Source organism: Flavobacterium hydrophilum, assembly GCF_003202405.1.
In the GTDB taxonomy this organism is placed as follows: Bacteria; Bacteroidota; Bacteroidia; order Flavobacteriales; family Flavobacteriaceae; genus Flavobacterium; species Flavobacterium hydrophilum.
In genome coordinates this window covers 1-297 of sequence record NZ_QJHL01000025.1, presented here as the reverse complement: position 1 = coordinate 297, position 297 = coordinate 1, and the positions used below count along the sequence as shown (strand labels likewise).

1 protein-coding gene is annotated in these 297 nt (G+C 40.4%); it reads left to right on the top strand.

Annotation, left to right across the window (positions count from 1 at the left end; all coding sequences use genetic code 11):
- Positions 1-297: hypothetical protein (locus DMB68_RS23485; RefSeq protein WP_394335927.1), on the top strand; the 297-nt coding region annotated here is incomplete at both ends.

Sequence of the window (297 nt, the reverse complement as noted above, 5' to 3'; positions counted from 1 at the left end):
CGGGTACTATAATGCTAAGTTCCGCAGCGGGTACAGACAACCAATCAAAAAATATCAATAGCATCCTTACCCCTATAACCTACGCTACCACTGGTACTACGGGAGCTGCTGTTACAGGACTGCCTGCCGGTGTTACGGGAAGTTTTGCTTCGAATACGATAACTATTGCTGGTACTCCAACAGTTTCAGGAACATTTAATTATTTAATAACCCTAACAGGAGAATGTAATACTACTATAAGCGGAAAGATCACTTCATTATGTGAGCCCATTACAGGTGTAATAAAAATCATTAATG